Source organism: Altererythrobacter chaiwopuensis, from assembly GCF_054957735.1.
On the sequence record NZ_JBTXJF010000001.1, the window covers coordinates 297,460 to 313,829 of the forward strand.

Genomic DNA, 16,370 nt, shown 5'->3' on the forward strand with positions numbered 1-16,370 from the left:
CCGACATGACGGATACCCCGTCAATCACCGTCGCCGCGCTTTACCAGTTCACGCGGTTTGAGGATCCGGCGGCATTGCGCGGTCCGTTGCTGGCGCTGTGCGAAGAGGTCGGGATCAAGGGCACGCTGCTGCTCGCCCAGGAAGGCATCAACGGCACGATCGCGGGCGGCGAGAATTCGCTCCAGCAAGTGCTGGCGCACATCCGTGTCCTGCCCGGCTGTGCCAATCTCGACGTGAAGTTCTCGCACGCCAGCGAAATGCCATTCCACCGCATGAAGGTGCGGCTGAAACGCGAGATCGTGACCATGGGCGAGCCCGATATCGATCCCACGCAAAGCGTCGGGCGCTATGTCGCGCCGCAAGACTGGAACGCACTGATCAGCGATCCGGATACGGTGGTGATCGACACCCGCAATGACTATGAAGTGGCGACCGGCACATTTCGGGGCGCGGTCGATCCGCACACCAGCAGTTTCCGCGAATTTCCCCAATGGTTCCGCGCGCACCGCGATGAATTGCTCAGCGGCAAGACAAAGGTCGCGATGTTCTGCACCGGCGGCATCCGCTGCGAGAAATCGACCAGCTTCCTGCGCCAGGAAGGGATCGACGAGGTCTATCACCTGAAGGGCGGCATCCTCAAATATCTCGAGGAAGTACCGCAGGATGAAAGCCTGTGGGACGGCGAATGCTTCGTGTTCGACGAGCGCGTGACGGTGCGTCACGGGCTCGAACAGGGCGATTATGGGCTGTGCCGCGCCTGCCGCCGCCCATTGAGCGCGGCGGAGCAGGCATCGCCAGATTTCGTCGAAGGCATCAGCTGCCCGCATTGCATCGGCGAGCGCGACGAGGCGCAGCGCGCCCGCTATGCCGAACGCCAGCGGCAGGAAGAGCTCGCGCGGAAACGCGGAACCGCGCATGTCGGTGCCGAGTTTCCTCCAGAGGAATGACAGTACACCCGGTCCTCTACAGCTTCCGCCGCTGCCCCTATGCCATGCGCTCGCGCATGGCGCTGTGGATTGCGGGAATCACTGTGAGCTTGCGCGAAGTGAAGCTTGCCAGCAAGCCGCCCGAGCTGATCGAGGCGTCCGAAAAGGCGACCGTTCCGGTGCTCGTCCTACCAGATGGGACAGTACTCGATGAAAGCATCGAGATCATGCGCTGGGCGCTGGCGCAGGATGATCCCGAATCCTGGCTGGCTGGCTATAACCGTGAATTGCTGGCGATGATCGATGGGCCGTTCAAGCATCACCTCGACCGCTACAAATACCCCACGCGCCATGGTGATTGCGACCCCCTGCCCCACCGCGCGGCGGGATATGACATCCTCCTGCAGCTCGATGCGCGGCTGGCGGATCAGCCGCAACTATGCGGGGCAGAGCGGGCTTTGGCCGATATTGCGAGCTTCCCGTTTATCCGCCAGTTCGCCAATCATGACCGCAACTGGTTCGACGCCCAGCCAATCCCGCATCTGCAGCGCTGGCTCGAAACCCACCTCGCCTCCGAACTCTTTTCCAGCGTGATGCCCAAATTCGCGCCGTGGAAGGATGGCGACGAGCCGGTGAACTTCGGCCCTAGTCCTTTGGGCACAGCTTGAGCTGATCGCGCAGCGCATCGATCAGCCAGCTGGTCGCAGGGCCAGGGCGCGCATCGCGCCGCCAGGTGGCGCTGAGCGTGTAGAAAGCGCCCGGCTTCTCCGGCAGGTCAAGTTCGACCAGTCGCCCCGCGGTCAGATCCTCGCGCACCGCGTGGCGCGGCATATTGCCCCAGCCGATCCCCTGCTTGAGCAGCGCGTGTTTCGCGCCAAGGTCGGCCAACCGCCAGGTCAGCGGGCTGAGCACGGAGAATTCGCGCCCTTCGGTCAGCGGTGAACGGTCTGACAGCACAAGTTGCAAATGCTCGCGGCTTGCCCCCGGCGCTATGTTGCCCGCCGCCAGCGGGTGATCCGGCGCAGCAACCGGGACCAGTTCGATTTCGCCGATCGCCTGGCGTTCGAGCGCCGGATCCTCACTCACCACCGGCCCGGCTACCGCCAGATCGGCCTCGCCATCGAGCAGGCAGGCGGTGACAGCCCCCAGCGCCTCGATATTGAGCCGCAGCGCCACGGTCGGAAACATGCGGCGGAAATCGCGTAGCACTGCAGCCACGGCCTCGCCCGGCACCATCACGTCAAGCGCCAGCGCAACATCGCTTTCGAGGCCTGCATGAAGGCTGCGCGTTTTGGCGAGCAAGGCGTCCGAAGCCTCGGTAATGGCGCGCGCTTCGGCCAGCAATCCGCGGCCTGCCTCAGTCAGCACGGGCTTTCGCGAACCCTCGCGCGAAAACAGCGTAACGCCGAGTTGCGCCTCCATCTGCTGCACGCCGTAGCTGATCGCGGAAATCGCGCGCCCCATGCGCCGCGCGGCGCCGCCAAAGCTGCCCTCTTCCTCGACGGCGAGGAAGATGCGGAGCTGGTCCAGGGTCGGCTCGCCCAGTTTCATTGTTCAGAATACTCGAACATCTTGAGAGATTTTATCGCGGTTTTCAGGATATCCCGCAAGAACTATCTCGGCGGTCACAACGTTACTCCAGCAGGAGACAAACCATGATCGAACTACGCCCCTTCGAAACCCTTGGCGCGGCCAATCACGGCTGGCTCGATGCGCGGCACCACTTTTCCTTTGCCGGCTACCACGATCCCGCGCGGGTCAACTGGGGCGCATTGCGCGTGTGGAACGATGACCGGATCGCGCCGAAAAGCGGCTTTCCCACCCACCCGCATAGCGACATGGAAATCATCACCTATGTCCGCAGCGGCGCCATCACCCACCGCGACAGCATGGGCAATGAAGGCCGCACCGAAGCGGGCGACGTGCAGGTGATGAGCGCCGGGCGCGGCGTGCAGCATTCCGAATTCAACCTCGAGGATGAGGAAACCACGCTGTTCCAGATCTGGATCATCCCCGACGAGCGCGGCGGCGATCCTGGCTGGGGCGCACGCAAGTTTCCCAAGGGAGACCGCTCGGGCGCATTCGTGCCGCTCGCGAGCAACGCCGCTAATGATGGCGACGCTGCCGCAGGGGCACTGCCGATCCGCACCGATGCCCGCGTGCTGGGTGCCACGGTGAAGGCAGGTGAAAGCGTGACCTATCGCCCCCGAGATCCCTCGCGCCACCTCTATCTCGTGCCCGCCACGGGCAAGGTGAAGGTCGAGGATGTCGAAGCAAACGCACGCGACGGTATCGCCATCACCAATCAGGAACAGGTCACCATCACCGCGCTCGAGGATTCCGAGCTCGTATTGGTCGACGCCGCCTGATCCGGACCCCCTCGCCGCTCCCCTGAAACCCCCTCCCCCACAGGGGAGCGGCACCCCCACAGTACAAAGGACATTCCCATGACCAAAATCCTCCACATCACTGCCAGCATTCGCTCTGATGAATCGGTTTCGCGCGATCTCAGCGCGCGGCTGGTAAGATCGCTTGCCGAAAGCCACCGTGCTGCGGTGACTACCCGCGATCTCAGCGCGAACGACCTGCCCTTCGTTTCGGCCGAGCGCTTCGGCGCCAACCTCACCCCGGCAAGCGAACGGACGGCCGAACAACAAGAGCTGGCAACCATTGCCGACGAGTTGATCGCCGAACTGCAGGCCGCCGACATCATCGTGCTGGGCGTGCCGATCTACAATTTCGGCGTTCCGGCCACGGTCAAGGCCTGGGCCGACCTCGTCGCCCGCGCTGGAACCACATTCGAGTACACGGCCAATGGTCCGCAAGGGCTGCTCAAGGGCAAGAAGGCCTATCTTGCCATCGCTTCCGGAGGTACGCCAGTCGGCAGCGACTTCGATTTCATGACCCCGTGGCTCAAGTTCTTCCTTGGTTTCCTCGGCATCGAAGTGATCGCCCATGTCGCGGCTGACGGGATCATGGGCCAGGATGGAGAGGCTAAAATCGCAGCAGCCAAATCGCAAGCCATTCAACTCGCAGCCTGACCGCGCCTGCCAAACGAAGGGAATTTTGAATGACAAGTTTGACCGAGAGCCCGACCACGCCGCAGCAAGACTGGATGGCGCTGGTGGCGCGCATTTTCCTCGCCGCGCTGTTCATCATCGCCGGCCTGGGCAAGCTGGCCGATCCCGCAGGAACGATCGGCTACATCGCATCGGTTGGCCTGCCGCTGCCGAGCGTGGCCTATGGCGGCGCGGCAGCGTTGGAAGTGCTGGGCGGCCTGGCCGTGCTGATCGGCTTCAAGACGCGGCTTGCCGCCCTCGCAATCGCCGGTTTCAGCCTGGTCTCCGCGGGTATTTTCCACAACCAGCTGGGCGACCAGATACAGTTCGTGATGTTCATGAAGAATGTCGCGATCGCCGGCGGCTTCCTGCTGCTCGCGGCTTTCGGGCCGGGCCGCTATTCGATCGACCGCAAGTAAGCACCCGCTACCGATCTTCACGGCACCGGAGGGCACGCCGCCTTTCCGGTGCCGCGATGTCAGTCGATACGGGGTCTAAGCCGGCCGTCATGCGGCAGCCGCGCTTCCAGCGCGGCATAATACTCCGGGCGTCGCGGATATTTCACGCTGAGCATCAACAACAGGCCCAGCAATACGCCTGCGGCCACGACCAGGAAGATCGAGGGCAAGCCGCCCAGCCCATCGATCCGGCTCAGCATGAAGGCCCCGAAAGAGATCCCGAAATTGGAAACCGCCATGTAGATGGTGAACTGGGTGGCGGCCACAGTCGCATCGCACAGCCGCATCGAAATCGGCAGCAATGCCACCGTCAGCAGGATATCGAGCGAGATCCAGGCATAGACAAAGCCCATGAAAACGGTCCGGTCACTCCAATAAGGCACCGAAAAATACATCGCTACGCACATCGCGATCTGGGCGAGCATCCATCCGATGACCGTTTTCTTGGCCCCGAACCGGTCACCCAGCCAGCCGCCGAGCGATAATCCCAACAGTCCTGCCAGGATGCCACTTGTTGCGGTGAGCGCGGAAATCTCGCTCTCGTTCCAGCCGAGGTAATTGGCACCGATCAGCGGGGTTGCGCCGGTCAGCCCCCCATAAAGGATACCGCGCCCGAACAGCACCGGCAGCCACAGCAGGCTGGCAGGCTTGCCCAACGCCAGGAAGGTATTCTTGAGGATCGGCCACCAGGCACCGGCCTGAATCGCGAGATTGCGTCCATGCGGCTGCCCCTCGTCCCAAGGAAGGCGCCGTTCGCCCTCGCGCTCCCTGAATGCGGCAATGTAGGCGCAGAGGGCGAAAACCAGGACCGCAATCAGCCCGTAGGCAGCGGGCGCTCCATATTGGCCGATCACCGAGCCCGCGATTGCGGTGGCGGCAGCAATCCCGATCGATTGCCCGCCGAACATCATCCCGCTACCCCGCGAGCGTTCGTCTTCTTCCATGATGTCGACCGCCAGCCCGTCGACGGCAACGTCCTGGAAGGTGGTCGCCATGTTCACCACGAAGCCGATCGCCCCCAGCACCGCCACTTCCCCGACGCCGGGATTGAGCAGCATGGCAACCAACAGGCCTGCGATCATCACCGATTGCGAACCTAGCAACCAGATACGCCGCCTGCCCATCGGCAGGAAGGTATATCGGTCCATCAGGAAACCGTTGAAGAATTTGAGCGACCAGGGAAGCGCAGTGAGCGCCAGGACCGAGCCGACGTCTTGCGCCGGTGCGCCATTGGCTGCCATCCAGGCAGGAATCGCGAACCAGAACAGGCCTATCGGCAGGCCTTGACCGACATAGAGAATGAAGAGTGTGAACAGGCGCAGCCGCCTGCTGTGGGCGAGGATCAACCCGCTTTGCCCCGCAATTGTCGCCATCAGCCCCCCAACTCGCCCATATCGGGCACGCGAGCGACCGCTTGACCGGAAAACTACCTATATCTCCCGATTGCGCAAGACAGTTGTGTTTTCGCCTTAAAAGCGGGTTTTGACCAGGAGTGGCTTGAAGATGTTCCGGCTGGGCCGCAGCACGATGATCGCCACACCCACCAGCGCCAGGGCGCCGCCCGCCAGCAGCCGCCAGCCGATCGGGTCATTGGTAATGATCGCCCCGAACACGATCGTCAGCAGCGGGGTGAGCAGCGTAAGCGGAACGACCAGGTTCGCGTCATTGTCCTGCAGCACCTTGAAGTAGGCGGTATGCGCGCCCACCGAGACGACGATACTGGCGAATACCAGGGCTGCGGCTATTTCGCCTGGCGCGGCCATGACCGCGCTAACCTGGCCATGCTCGAGCATTGCCGATAGCGGCGCCAGCACGATGACGGAGGCCACGCCCGACCATGCCTGCATTGCGCGCGCGGAAATATCGATCTGCTTGAAGAAGACCGATCCGAGCGCGCCGATCACTGCGGCAGCAAACAGGAACAGCACGCCCGCACTGCCGCTCATTGCAGAGGGCGAACCCATTGCCATCAGCACCCCTGCCAGTGTCATCAATATGCCGAGCCCGCGGCGCCAGCGCACCCGCTCCCGCAAGAAGATCATTGCGAAGACAACCGTCATTGGCGCCCCTGACAGGCTGATCACCCCCGCCACCGAAGGCGAGGCGGTTTCCAGGCCAATGAACATCAGTGCAAAGGAGCCACCGCCGATGGCAAGCCCGATCAGCAGCACCTTGCCCAGTTCCTTCGGCAACGGACGGAGCAGATAGGCCAGCGCCAGCGCGACCAGCCCGGCACGCGCACAAGCGTAGAACAGCGGCGGCACGGCCAGATCGTCGACCACGATCTTGCTCACCACCACGTTGAGTGCCCACACGAGGTTGCACAGCATGAGAATCAGGATGGTGCGCAGGCTCATGGCGCCTAGTGCCTTCAATCGCGCCGCTCAGGCAATCCCTTGCGCAGTTCATCGAGCCATACGTCGGCCACCGCATCGGACGGCGCGCGCCAGTCGCCGCGCGGGCTGAGCGCCCCGCCCGCACTCACCTTGGGCCCGTTGGGGATCGCGCTGCGCTTGAATTGGCTGAAAGCAAAGAAGCGGCGGATGAATTTCTCCAGCCAGCTGGCGATCGTGGCGAGATCGTACTGGTTCTTCTTCTCCTCAGGGAAATCGGCCGGCCACTGGCCGCTGCGCACATCCCGCCACGCGTGCCACGCCATGAACGCGATCTTGCTAGGCCGCTGGCCCCAGCGGATGGTGTGGTGGATGAAGAAATCATTGAGCTCGTAAGGCCCGATGATGCTTTCGGTGCTCTGGATCGCGCCGCCTTCGCCCGGTGGCACAAGCTCGGGCGAAATCTCGGTATCGAGAATCGAGAGCAGCACTTCGTCAGTTGCGGGATCGAACTGGTCAGTGGTCACCGCCCAGCGGATAAGATACTGGATCAGTGTCTTGGGAACGCCCGAATTGACCGCATAATGGCTCATCTGGTCACCCACGCCATAGGTGCACCAGCCCAGAGCGAGCTCGCTGAGGTCGCCCGTGCCGATCACGAAGCCCGAATGGTGGCCGGCAAGGCGGAACAGGTAATCGGTGCGCAACCCCGCCTGGACGTTCTCGAAGGTCACATCATGCACCGGCTCACCGTCCGCAAAAGGGTGCTTCATGTCTTCGAGCATACGTGTAGCCGCCGGCCTGATGTCGATCTCCTCGGCGGTAATGCCCAGCGCATTCATCAGCTTCCAGGCGTTCGACTTCGTATGATCGGAAGTCGCAAAGCCGGGCATGGTGTATCCGCGAATGGTGCTGCGCGGCAGGCCCATACGGTCACAGCATTTTGCCGCCACGATCAGCGCATGGGTCGAATCGAGCCCGCCCGAAACTCCGATTACCATGCTCCTGGCGTGGGTTGCCTCCAGCCGCCGCATCAACCCGTCCACCTGGATGTTGAAGGCTTCGTAGCAATCCTCGTCGAGTTTGTGCTGGCGGTTGGGCACAAAGGGGAAGCGGCGGATCGGCCGCACCAGCCCGCGATCGCCGCCGGTGGGCGCGAGTTCGAAACTGATGGTGCGGAAACTGTCCTCGGGCCGCCCTGCTGCCTCGGCGGCGTCGTTGAAGGTCTGCATCCGCGCGCGCTCGGCCAGGATGCGCTCGCAATCGACGTCGGCAATGCACAGCTCGGCATTCAGGCTGAAGCGCTCGCTTTCGGCCAGCAGATCGCCCAGCTCGTAGATCATGCCCTGCCCGTCCCAGGCAAGATCGGTGGTGCTTTCGCCGTGCCCGCTGGCACAATAGATATAGGCGGCAACGGCACGCGAGCTTTGCGCCCGTGCGAGCAAGTGGCGCTCGTCGGACTTGCCGATGGTGATATTGCTCGCAGATAGATTGGCCAGCACGGTCGCGCCCGCCAGGGCGCCCTGCGTCGATGGCGGCGTGGGCGCCCAGTAATCCTCGCAGATTTCGACGAACAGCTTGAAACCCGGCAGGTTCCCGGCGGTAAAGATCAGGTCGGTGCCAAACGGCACCTTTTGCCCTGCCACCGCTATTTCCAGCCCCCTGATCTCGCGGCCATGGGCAAACCAGCGCTTTTCATAATATTCGCGGTAATTGGGCAGGAAACTCTTCGGGACCACACCCAGCAGGCGCCCGCGCGCCACCACCGCCGCGCAATTATAGACCCGGCCGTTGTGCCGCAGCGGCGCGCCCACCAGCAGCACGGGATCGAACTTCGCGCTTGCCGTCACGATCTCGGCAAGCCCTGCCTCGGCCGCGTCGAGCAGGGCCGATTGCAGGTGCAGATCGTCGATCGCATAGGAAGAGATGCACAGCTCCGGGTAAACCACCAGGTCGACCCCGGCATCATGCGCGCGCTCCGCCTCGGCCAATATGCCAGCCACATTGTAGCTGACATCGGCGGTGCGCGTTTTGGGCGTGCTGGTGGCGACCCGCACGAAGCCGTGGCGCCGCATGTCGTAAAAGGGATGCGCGCGCCCTTGCTCTGCTCCGCTATCCTTTGAGGATACACTACCTGACGCACCGGTATCTTCACCGGGAGCAGGCTCCAGCCAGTCCTCGGGCGCGCAAATGCCCAGCTCCGCAAGCCGCTTCTGCACCGGCCCCCTGGCAATCTTCCCTTTGGATTCCCAGCCATAGACCGTGCGGCTGGGCCAGGGATCGCCAAATTTGATGCCGAATTCCTCGGCTGAAAGCGGCGGGTCCTGCCGCTCGCGCCACTCGCGAATCTTGTATCCTGCCAGATGCATGTATTTATCAGTATCCTATAAGGATACATATGACAAGCCCACCTATCCCCTGCCAAAGCAAATGCAACCGCCCGTCGCACTCGTGCCGCTTGCACAAGTGACCGCAATCCCCCAGTTTTCATATGCAACGAGAAAACGCTACGCCAAGGGAGCTGCACGCATGGCCGATACCTACACCCCGCCCAAAGTCTGGACCTATGACAAGGAATCGGGCGGGCGCTTTGCCAATATCAACCGGCCCACCGCCGGCGCGCGCGAAGACAAGGATCTGCCGGTTGGCGACAATCCCTTCCAGCTCTATTCGCTGGCTACGCCTAACGGGGTGAAGGTCACCATCCTGCTCGAGGAACTGCTCGAGCTGGGCCATAGCGGCGCGGAATATGACGCCTGGACGATCAATATCGGCGAAGGCGAACAATTCACCAGCGGCTTTGTTTCGCTCAATCCCAATTCAAAGATCCCTGCGCTCGAAGATCGCACCGGCGACAAACCGTTCCGGGTATTCGAATCAGGTGCGATCCTCCTCCACCTGGCCGAGAAATTCGGCGAATTCCTGCCCACCGATCCGGCCGCGCGTGCCGAAGCGATGAGCTGGGTGTTCTGGCAGGTCGGAACCGGCCCCTTCATCGGCGGGGGATTCGGCCATTTCTACGCCTATGCGCCGGAGAAATGGGAATATCCGATCAACCGCTATGCGATGGAAGTGAAACGCATTTTCGACGTCGCCGACCAGCGCCTGGCACAAAGCCGCTTCCTCGGCGGCGACGAATATACCATCGCCGACATGGCGAACTTCCCCTGGCTTGCGCCCTTCACCACCGGCCACATCTACGAGGATGCCAAAACCTTCCTTTCGATCGACGAATACAAGCATGTCGGGCGCTGGGTGCAGGAGATCTTTGCCCGGCCTGCGGTGCGCCGCGGGCGGATCGTCAACAAGACCTGGGGCGATGAGAATACGCAGCTGCGCGAACGCCATTCAGCGAAGGATTTCGAAGGCAAGGATATTTAACCGCATTTGAGCGTTTGGCTTGGCGGGCGAGCGTGATACCGCTCGCTTTCCTGACCTGGCGGAGAGCGGTGCTTGGCTTACACGGCGCATGAGCGCATCGGACTGAAGGAGAAGCTGGGCTATGGCGTGGGCGACCTCGCCTCTGGCCTCTATCTCAATTTCTTCGGCGTCTTCCTGTTCTACTTCTTCGTCAACCTCAATGGCGTGGCGCCCGCCGCCATCGGGCTGATGCTGCTGCTGACCAAGCTGGTCGACGCCGTGACTGATCCGATGATGGGGATAATCGCCGATCGCACCCGCACCCGCTGGGGGCGCTATCGTCCCTATCTGCTGTTCGGCGCAGTCCCCTTCGGCCTGTTCGGAGTGATGGTGTTTGCGGTGCCGGACTTCGGCCCCACCGGCAAGCTCGTGTGGGCCTATGTCACCTATACGCTGGCCATGCTGGTCTATACCGCGGTCAATGTGCCCTATGGTGGCTTGCTGGGAGTGATCTCGCCCAGTGCGGCGCAGCGCGGCAGCGTGACCGCCTACCGCATGTTCTTCGCTGCGCTGGCAGGCATATTGATCGGCACGCTCGGCACCACACTGGCGCGCGAGCTGGGCGGCGGCGACGAGGCGCGCGGCATCATGCTGACCATGGGCTGCATTGCCGCGCTTTCGACCTTCTGCCTGCTGGCCACCTTTGCCACCACCAGGGAACGGATCGTACCGACTGCCGAGAACGGCTCGATCGGGGGCGATCTCAGGGAATTGCTGCGCACCGGCCCGTGGATCGCCGTGGCCATTGCCGCGATCCTGGGGGTCACCGCGATCGCGGCGCGGCAAGCGAGCGCGTTGTTCTATTTCGAATATGTGGTGGGCGATGAGGGAGAAACGATGCTGGGCTTCCTCGATCGTCCCGCGCTGTTCCTCACCGCGCTCGCGCTGGGCCAGGTAACTGGCGTGATCCTGGCCAATTTCCTCCAGCGCCGCTTCGAAAAGGCGCATCTCGTGATCGCCGCCGGCGCACTCAAGGCCAGCGCGATACTGCTGTTCTATGTCCTGCCGCTCGATGCGGTATGGCCGCAAACCGGCGTGCAGTATTTCGTCGGCATCGGCTTCGGCATGCTGATGGTGCTGGCCTATGCCATGTTCACCGACATCGCCGAATATGTCGACTGGCGTTCGAGCAAGCAGATGACCGGGCTGGTCGTCTCGGCATCGATCTTTGCGGTCAAGGCCGGGGTGGCTTTCGGGCTGGCATTGCCCGGCTTCGTGCTCGACATGACCGGCTTCGTCGCCGGGGCGCAGCAGAGCGAGCAAGCCATGCTGGGGATCAACCTTGCCTTTGCAATCATCCCTGCCGCTTTGCTGATTCCAGGCGGCATCGCGATGCTGTTCTATCATCTGGACAGGCGCATGATTGCGACGGTTGAACGCGAACTGGCGCAGCGCCGCATAGGGCCTGCGTGAAGCCCCTTCACATTGCGAACAGAGCCGCTATAGGGGGCGCCCCGCCAGTGCTGCGGGCCTGTTGGGGTGTAGCCAAGCGGTAAGGCACCGGTTTTTGGTACCGGCATGCGCAGGTTCGAATCCTGCCACCCCAGCCAGCTTTCTGCCCATACATATCCGGGGATCGAACCTGCCTGCGAAGCAGCCAGCAGGTTCGGAGTCGAGGCGCCATGCGCCGAGACGACCGAAGGGCAATCCTGCCACCCCAGCCAGCTTTCGCCCCGACGGGCGCTACCGCAATTCCACCTCTGCCTGCGGGTTATTGGGCACCATGATCATGGTGGTGCCGCCCTCAACCCGCCACGAGGCCAGCCGCGACAGCAGGTTCATCCCGATTACGTTTGTGTCGCCGAAACTGGGCGAAGTAACGACATCAAGGCCGCGCGCCGCAACATTGCCGAAGCGGATTTCGTCAGCAGTAGCCAACTGGGCCGAAACCGCGCCGTTGGCGGTGCTGATCATGACCGGCAGCCCGCCGCGGCGCGGCTTTAGCCCGGCGCGGTCTGCCACATCCTGCGACACGGCGGTGATCGTGGCCCCGGTATCGACCATGAAATTCGCCTGCACCCCGTTGATCTGCGCGCGCAGCCAGAAGTGCCCGTCAGGCGCCATGGGGATGCGCGTTTCGCCACCATCCACCACTTGCTGCGGCAATCCGATCTGCGGAACCGCCATTTCGAACCGCGAATCGAAGCGCGCCAGTTGCAACACCACCAGCACCAGCACGCCGCCGAGCACCAGCGTACTGCCTCGGCGTACCCACAGGCCAAGCGGCCACTGGCGCCGGACCATGAAAGAGCCAATCGCGCTGACGCCAATCGCGATCACCACCAGCACCAGCAGGCCCGAACGCGGTACCGCAGCCAAGGTCATCGCCAGATATTGCCAGGTGGATTCGATCGACATGGCCGGTTTATAGGCAAGGCGCACGCCCCGGTCTATCGCCCCGGTCTATCGGCCTGGTCTATCGGGACAGAGAGGTACCTAAGGCGCGCTGCGCGGGATGGTTGCGTCGGCCAGCACCAGCGAGAAGCGCCCTTCACTGTCAAGCCAGCGCTTGGCCGGTGTCCAGCCGCCCGCAAGCAGCAGCATGTTGCCGGTGCGGCGGTTGAACTTGTGGCTGTTCTCGGTGTGGATGCTCTCACCCTTCTTCAGCGCGAAGTACTTGCCCGAAACGGTGAAGGTGATGTCGCGCCGGGCGACAAGGTGCATCTCGATCCGTGCGTAGTCGTCGACCCAGCGCGTCTCGTGGTTGAGCGCATCGATCGGGATATCGCCATCAAGCTCGCGGTTGATGCGGCGCGCCAGGTTGAGGTTGAATTCGGCTGTTACGCCAGCCGCATCGTCATAGGCGGCGGTAAGGATCTTGGGGTCCTTGATCAAATCCATCCCGATCAGCAATTGCGAGCCCTCGCCCAGCGTCGCACGCATGGTGCGCAGCAGGTCGACCGCGGTGCGCGCAACCATGTTGCCAATGGTCGAGCCGGGAAAGAATCCGAGCTTGGGCATGCCCGCAACTGCGGCAGGCAATTCGACCCGGCGCATGAAGTCGGCCTCGACCGGATAGACCGGCAGGCCGGGAAACTTGGCAGAGAGTTCTGCCGCCGCGGCGCGCAGGAAATCGCCAGCAATATCGAGCGGCACATAGGCCGCCGGATCGATGGCGGAGAGCAGCAGCGGGGTCTTGACCGAGCTGCCCGAGCCGAATTCAACTACCGCGCGGCCAGGGCCGATCAGCCTGGCGAATTCCGCACCCCGTTCGGTCAATATCTCGGTTTCGGCACGGGTGGGATAATACTCGGGCAGCTGCGTTATATCCTCAAACAGCTGCGATCCCGCGTCGTCATAGAGCCAGCGCGCAGGCACCGCCTTTGGCGCCTGTGCCAGGCCCGCCAGCACATCCTCGCGGAAGGCGCGGTCAACGCCGTCATCGTCACGCTCGACAAGCGCCATGCCCTGCTTTGTTGCCATGGTTTCAGATATCCTTTGCCAGCCTGAGTCCGGTGAACTGCCAGCGCTGGTGGGGGTAGAAGAAGTTGCGATAGGAGCTGCGCGAATGCCCGCGCACCGTGGCGCAGCTCGCGCCCCTCAGCACGAACTGCCCGCTCATGAACTTGCCGTTATATTCACCCACCGCGCCTGCGACAGGCCGGAAGCGGGGATAGGGGAGATAGGCCGAGCGGGTGAATTGCCAGCAATCGCCGAACAGGCCCTCGCTACCGCGCGGGTGCACCGGCCCTGCCCCATCAAGTTGGTTGCCAGCGGCGGCATCCGCGCCCTGCGCCATCGCTTCCCATTCGAATTCGGTCGGCAGCCTTGCGCCCGCCCAGGTGGCAAAAGCATCCGCCTCGTAATAGGAGATATGCGTTACCGGCGCATCGGGATCGCGCACCTGCCAGCCTTGCAGGGTAAAGTGCTCGCCGCGTTCGGTCTCTTTGGGCCAATAGAGCGGCGCCTTGATCCCCTGTGCGCCGACCCAGGCCCAGCCGTCCGACAGCCACAGGCGCGGATCGCGATAGCCGCCTTCGTCGATGAATTGCTGCCATTCGCGATTGGTAACAAGCGACCGTGCCAGCGCAAAAGGCTCAAGCAGCACACGGTGGCGCGGGCCTTCGTTGTCGAAGGCGAAACCCTCACCTTGATGGCCGATCATCGCCACGCCGCCGGGATGGGTGTGCCAGCCGGATTCCGGCCTGGGTGCCGGGGCTGCCTCACCATCCCACATCGCCGGGCCGAGCGGGTTTTGGAACAGCGCGTGCTTGATGTCGGTGATCAGCAATTCCTGATGCTGCTGCTCATGCGCCAGGCCAAGTTCGATCAGGCCAGCGAGCGCTGGATCGTCCAGCAACGGCGCCATTGCCTTGTCGACATGCGCGCGCCAGGCCAGCACCTGTTCCAGCGAGGGGCGCGACAGCATCCCGCGCGAGAAGCGGGCAATCCGCTCGCCCTCAGCCTCGTAATAGGAATTGAACAGGAACGGCCAATCCGCATCGAAAAGTGTGTAATCCGCCGCATGATCGCGCAGCAGGAAGGTTTCCCAGAACCACGTTGTGTGCGCCAGATGCCACTTGGCCGGCGAAGCATCTTCCATCGACTGAATCGTCGCATCTGCGTCGCTTAATGGCACGACGAGAGCCTCACTCAAGCCGCGTGTCGAACGAAAACGGGCGGCCAGGGTCCCACCCCTGCTCTGGGAGAGGTCAGCGTGCGGTTCGGGCACGGATTGTTCCTGTGTCTGCCGATCCATGCAATGGACCATGCCTCATTGACGTGACAAATGAAAGGCATGCTTCGCGACCAACGGCCGTGAGGCGCACCATTCAAGCGGCGTTTGTCTGGCGCTCGTTTACTTCCTGATTAAGCATCTCTGCCAGCAGGAACGCCAGCTCAAGCGACTGTGCCGCGTTGAGGCGCGGGTCACAATGAGTGTGATAGCGGTCACCCAGCGCATCGTCGGTAATGGCAACCGCGCCGCCCACGCATTCGGTCACATCCTGACCGGTCATTTCGATATGGATGCCGCCTGGATGTGTACCTTCGGCACGGTGCACCGCAAAGAAGCCTTTCACCTCGGAAAGGATGCGATCAAACGGGCGAGTCTTGAAGCCGCTATCTGACTTTATCACATTCCCGTGCATCGGGTCGCAGCTCCACACCACGGGATGGCCCTCGCGCTGCACTGCTCGCACCAGTCTGGGCAAGCCTTGCTGGATCTTGTCATGGCCGAAGCGACTGATCAGCGTGATCCGCCCCGGCTCGCGCGCGGGGTTGAGAACGTCCAGCAGTTCCAATAATGCATCCGGCTCAAGCGACGGCCCGCATTTCATGCCCAGCGGATTGCCGATACCGCGCGCAAATTCCACATGCGAGCTGCCGGGGAAACGGGTGCGGTCGCCGATCCACAGCATATGCGCGCTGGTGGCGTACCAATCCCCGGTGAGCGAATCCTGCCGCGTGAGCGCTTGTTCGTAAGGCAGCAGCAGCGCCTCGTGACTGGTGAAGAAACTGGTTCCCTTGAGCTGCGGCACAGTCGCCGGATCTATCCCGCAGGCCTCCATGAAATCGAGCGCTTCGCCGATCCGGTCGGCGGTTTCGGCAAACTTCTCGGCCCACGGCGTCCGGCCCATGAAATCGAGCGTCCATTGGTGCACCTGGCGCAGATTGGCATAGCCGCCCCCGGCAAAGGCGCGCAGCAGGTTGAGCGTTGCCGCAGCCTGCGAATAGGCCTTCACCATGCGCGCGGGATCGTTGCGGCGCGCGACCGGATCAAATTCGATCCCGTTGATGTTGTCACCCAGATAGCTCGGCAGCGTAATGTCACCTTGCGTCTCAGTGGGCGAGCTGCGCGGCTTGGCGAACTGGCCCGCCATGCGGCCAACCTTCACCACCGGGCGCTTGCTGGCGAAGGTCATCACCACCGCCATTTGCAGAAGGACGCGGAAAGTATCGCGGATATTGTTCGGGTGGAACTCGGCAAAGCTTTCGGCGCAATCCCCGCCCTGAAGCAGGAATGCATGGCCATTGGCAACGTCGGCCAATTCTGCCTTGAGTGCACGGGCCTCACCGGCAAAGACCAGCGGCGGATAGGAGCTGAGCGTCGTCTCTGCTTCGGCGAGTTCGGCCGCGTCCTCATAATGCGGCAAATGCCGCGCCTCGTGTGCCTTCCAGCCGTCGGGTGTCCAATTTTGCGCCACGGTCAAATTCTCAATTCGTGTAATGTCA

15 protein-coding genes and 1 tRNA gene are annotated in these 16,370 nt (G+C 62.9%); 8 read left to right on the forward strand and 8 right to left on the reverse strand.

Annotation, left to right across the window (positions count from 1 at the left end; all coding sequences use genetic code 11):
• The first annotated feature begins 5 nt into the window (after positions 1-5).
• Together trhO and ACX3VQ_RS01435 are read left to right on the forward strand one after the other, a co-directional pair.
• Positions 6-947 (forward strand): oxygen-dependent tRNA uridine(34) hydroxylase TrhO, encoded by a 942-nt coding sequence (trhO, locus tag ACX3VQ_RS01430; RefSeq protein ID WP_462579168.1) that lies wholly within the window; start codon positions 6-8, stop codon positions 945-947.
• Complete coding sequence (locus ACX3VQ_RS01435; protein WP_462579170.1) at positions 944-1,594, forward strand: glutathione S-transferase; 651 nt, start codon at positions 944-946, stop codon at positions 1,592-1,594. Before trhO ends, ACX3VQ_RS01435 begins: the two co-directional genes overlap by 4 nt.
• Here ACX3VQ_RS01435 and ACX3VQ_RS01440 read toward each other — a convergent pair.
• Complete coding sequence (locus ACX3VQ_RS01440; RefSeq protein ID WP_462579171.1) at positions 1,572-2,477, reverse strand: LysR family transcriptional regulator; 906 nt, start codon at positions 2,475-2,477, stop codon at positions 1,572-1,574. The two genes, ACX3VQ_RS01435 and ACX3VQ_RS01440, sit on opposite strands and share 23 nt — an antisense overlap.
• Positions 2,478-2,581: 104 nt before the next feature.
• On the opposite strand from ACX3VQ_RS01440, the gene ACX3VQ_RS01445 reads away from it, so the two are divergent.
• From ACX3VQ_RS01445 to ACX3VQ_RS01455, 3 genes are all read left to right on the forward strand, one after another.
• A complete protein-coding gene (locus ACX3VQ_RS01445) occupies positions 2,582-3,295 on the forward strand; it encodes a pirin family protein (protein WP_462579173.1) in 714 nt (237 codons plus the stop codon).
• Positions 3,296-3,373: 78 nt separating this feature from the next.
• The gene (locus ACX3VQ_RS01450) at positions 3,374-3,967 is read left to right on the forward strand and encodes an FMN-dependent NADH-azoreductase (RefSeq protein ID WP_462579174.1); all 594 of its coding nucleotides are present in this window, start codon (positions 3,374-3,376) and stop codon (positions 3,965-3,967) included.
• A 29-nt stretch (positions 3,968-3,996) separates the two neighbouring features.
• A complete protein-coding gene (locus ACX3VQ_RS01455; protein WP_462579175.1) occupies positions 3,997-4,404 on the forward strand; it encodes a DoxX family protein in 408 nt (135 codons plus the stop codon).
• 59 nt (positions 4,405-4,463) lie between these two features.
• Here ACX3VQ_RS01455 and ACX3VQ_RS01460 read toward each other — a convergent pair whose 3' ends face one another.
• The 3 genes from ACX3VQ_RS01460 to ACX3VQ_RS01470 all read right to left on the reverse strand — a co-directional run bounded on the left by ACX3VQ_RS01460 (position 4,464) and on the right by ACX3VQ_RS01470 (position 8,851).
• On the reverse strand, positions 4,464-5,816 hold the full coding sequence (locus ACX3VQ_RS01460; RefSeq protein ID WP_462579177.1) for an MFS transporter: 1,353 nt from the start codon (positions 5,814-5,816) through the stop codon (positions 4,464-4,466).
• Positions 5,817-5,912: 96 nt separating this feature from the next.
• Positions 5,913-6,800 carry a DMT family transporter gene (locus ACX3VQ_RS01465; RefSeq protein ID WP_462579179.1) on the reverse strand — a complete coding sequence of 296 codons (888 nt, stop codon included), beginning with the start codon at positions 6,798-6,800 and terminating at the stop codon, positions 5,913-5,915.
• Positions 6,801-6,814: 14 nt separating this feature from the next.
• Entirely contained in the window at positions 6,815-8,851 is a 2,037-nt protein-coding gene (locus ACX3VQ_RS01470) for an NAD(+) synthase (protein WP_462580657.1), read from the reverse strand.
• 454 nt (positions 8,852-9,305) lie between these two features.
• On the opposite strand from ACX3VQ_RS01470, the gene yghU reads away from it, so the two are divergent.
• The 3 genes from yghU (at position 9,306) to ACX3VQ_RS01485 (ending at position 11,746) form a co-directional block, all read left to right on the forward strand.
• Positions 9,306-10,157 (forward strand): glutathione-dependent disulfide-bond oxidoreductase, encoded by an 852-nt coding sequence (yghU, locus tag ACX3VQ_RS01475; RefSeq protein WP_462579180.1) that lies wholly within the window; start codon positions 9,306-9,308, stop codon positions 10,155-10,157.
• Between the two features lie 72 nt (positions 10,158-10,229).
• Positions 10,230-11,609 carry an MFS transporter gene (locus ACX3VQ_RS01480; RefSeq protein WP_462571923.1) on the forward strand — a complete coding sequence of 460 codons (1,380 nt, stop codon included), beginning with the start codon at positions 10,230-10,232 and terminating at the stop codon, positions 11,607-11,609.
• A gap of 62 nt (positions 11,610-11,671) precedes the next feature.
• A tRNA-Gln gene (locus ACX3VQ_RS01485) sits at positions 11,672-11,746 on the forward strand.
• Positions 11,747-11,879: 133 nt separating this feature from the next.
• Here the strand turns inward: ACX3VQ_RS01485 and ACX3VQ_RS01490 are convergent.
• From ACX3VQ_RS01490 to ACX3VQ_RS01505, 4 genes are all read right to left on the reverse strand, one after another.
• Entirely contained in the window at positions 11,880-12,554 is a 675-nt protein-coding gene (locus ACX3VQ_RS01490; RefSeq protein WP_462579181.1) for a retropepsin-like aspartic protease family protein, read from the reverse strand.
• 78 nt (positions 12,555-12,632) lie between these two features.
• A complete protein-coding gene (egtD, locus tag ACX3VQ_RS01495; protein ID WP_462579182.1) occupies positions 12,633-13,619 on the reverse strand; it encodes an L-histidine N(alpha)-methyltransferase in 987 nt (328 codons plus the stop codon).
• Between the two features lie 4 nt (positions 13,620-13,623).
• Positions 13,624-14,895, reverse strand: a complete 1,272-nt coding sequence (egtB, locus tag ACX3VQ_RS01500) for an ergothioneine biosynthesis protein EgtB (RefSeq protein WP_462579183.1) — start codon at positions 14,893-14,895, stop codon at positions 13,624-13,626.
• A 73-nt stretch (positions 14,896-14,968) separates the two neighbouring features.
• Entirely contained in the window at positions 14,969-16,342 is a 1,374-nt protein-coding gene (locus ACX3VQ_RS01505) for a class II 3-deoxy-7-phosphoheptulonate synthase (RefSeq protein WP_462579184.1), read from the reverse strand.
• Positions 16,343-16,370 lie beyond the last annotated feature (28 nt).